Below are 1,972 nucleotides of genomic sequence, written 5' to 3' on the forward strand. Positions count from 1 at the left end.
GGGCCAAGGATGGCCCGTTGCAGCGGCCCCCGGATCAGTGACAGGGCGAAGGAACCCGACGAAGTCGGGCCGGAAACGGAGCCGGGATTTTGCTTACTTTGATCCTTCAATCGGCATAGGGGGCAGCCATCTGGCTGCACCCCTGCCACACCACCCGGCATGCGGGTCCGCACCGGGCGGTTCGAGAGGTTGAGGTCAGTAGAGTCGAGGCAGACCCAACCGATCAAACCACGCTACCGTCAGCACACCATGGATCAGCCCGGCACTGTTGTGCCAGATCCTATGGCTATCGCTGGCTATTGCTGCCGCCAAGTCAGAATTTGCACCCAACTTGCGAAGCTCTCGGTAGGTGGTTTTGCCAGTCTTCCATTGTTTGAGCTGAATTGCCCTGAGCCTTCGACGTATCCAGCCGTCCAGACTCTTCCATAAACCGGGAGCCTGAGACAATCCAAAGTACGCTTTCCAGCCGAGGAGGTAGGGCCTCAGGTTTTCCACCACTTGCGGCAGGCTGCGACCGCCACTACGCGGTGTCAGCCCCCGGATGCGATGTTTGAATACCTGTAGCGCCTTGAGTGCTACCCGCCGTTTGACCTCGCCTTTGGGAGACTGCCAGAAGCTGAATCCCAGAAACTTGCGGCCAAACGCACTGGCAACGGCGCTCTTGCTCTCGTTCACGCGCAACCCAAGACGGCCGTAAAGGCGACGGAGCAATGCCATCACCCGCTGTCCGGCTTTGGGGCTACGTACGTAAACGTTCGCATCGTCCGCGTACCTGACGAAGCAATGGCCTCGTCGCTCCAGCTCTTTGTCTACCTCGTCCAGCACCACATTGGCCAGCAGCGGTGAAAGTGGTCCACCTTGCGGTGTGCCCCTCGTGCTGGTCATGACCATGCCTTCGATCAATGCCCCACTGTTCAGATAAGCTCGAATCAAACGTAAAACGTCGCGATCCTTCACTTTTCTGCCCAGTCGGGCGATCAACAGATCGTGCTCGACGCAGTCGAAAAACTGCTCCAGATCGACATCGACCACAATTTGCCGCCCTGAGTGGATGTATTGCTGTGCCGCCAAAACCGCTTGGTGTGCACTGCGCTCCGGACGAAAACCATAGCTGTGGTTGCTGAAGTCAGGGTCCAGCAAGGGCTGCAACACTTGCAGTAATGCTTGCTGAATAAGTCTGTCCGTCACCGTAGGAATGCCCAGCTTGCGCTCGCCGCCACCGGGTTTGGGGATCAAGACTCGCCGAACCGGATCAGGCCGGTACGTCCCTGCCAACAACTGTGCGCGTATCCCGGGCCATGCCGTCTTCAGGTGCTCCGCTGTTTCGGCGATCCCAAGACCGTCGACACCGGCAGCACCCTTATTGGCGCGGACCTGTTTAAACGCCAGTTGCAGGTTGTCTCTTGTCAGGGCAGCTTGCAGCAACCCTGACCCTGTGGGGGTTGAGTCATGGCGCGGACAGCCGGCTTCATCGCTGGATGCTTTACGCGGGGCTTCACCCTCTGCAATTGCGTCCCGCCCCGGTTTGCCGGGCATCTGATGCATGGCCTGCTGTATCGTCATGTCAAACCTCACTTCTTCTCGTTTGGTCCTTCGCTGCAGCGCAGCTACTATGACCGCTGCTGACTTCTCGCTCCGGCTCACACCGTCGCCCTTTCAGGCATGAGGCGAGATCTCCCCAGGTAAGAACGCCATCCTTCACCGCACAACCGCCGCATTTACGTACCCGGCACTTAGGCCACAAGAGCTTTGCAGTCACTTGGCTGCTCGCCCTGTCCGGATCCGCCTCGAATGCGATTTGTGTACCTCGGCTCGCGGTTTACGCTCCACGCTTCCTCCCCACAGTCGGTCGCCCTTCTGCAGTTGCGCTTCGCTTCATTCACTGTGGCCAGCTTAAGAGAGGACTTTCACCTCTAGGATGGCGCCCATGCTGGGCGCACAAGTCAGTCGCCGAGGGGCGAAAAGGTGCCTT

Annotated in this window: 1 protein-coding gene; it reads right to left on the minus strand. The window is 59.1% G+C overall.

What is annotated here, in order from left to right; all coding sequences use genetic code 11:
• Positions 1 to 195 precede the first annotated feature (195 nt).
• A complete protein-coding gene (gene ltrA / locus HMPREF3130_RS05825) occupies positions 196 to 1,563 on the minus strand; it encodes a group II intron reverse transcriptase/maturase (protein ID WP_032685472.1) in 1,368 nt (455 codons plus the stop codon).
• Positions 1,564 to 1,972: the final 409 nt, after the last annotated feature.

Source organism: Corynebacterium sp. HMSC14B06 (assembly GCF_001807075.1).
GTDB lineage: Bacteria > Actinomycetota > Actinomycetes > Mycobacteriales > Mycobacteriaceae > Corynebacterium > Corynebacterium jeikeium_D.

Coding starts and splice junctions, on each gene's coding strand:
- ltrA (WP_032685472.1), bottom strand. CDS start 1,563: ATGACGATACAGCAGGCCATGCATCAGATGCCCGGCAAACCGGGGCGG.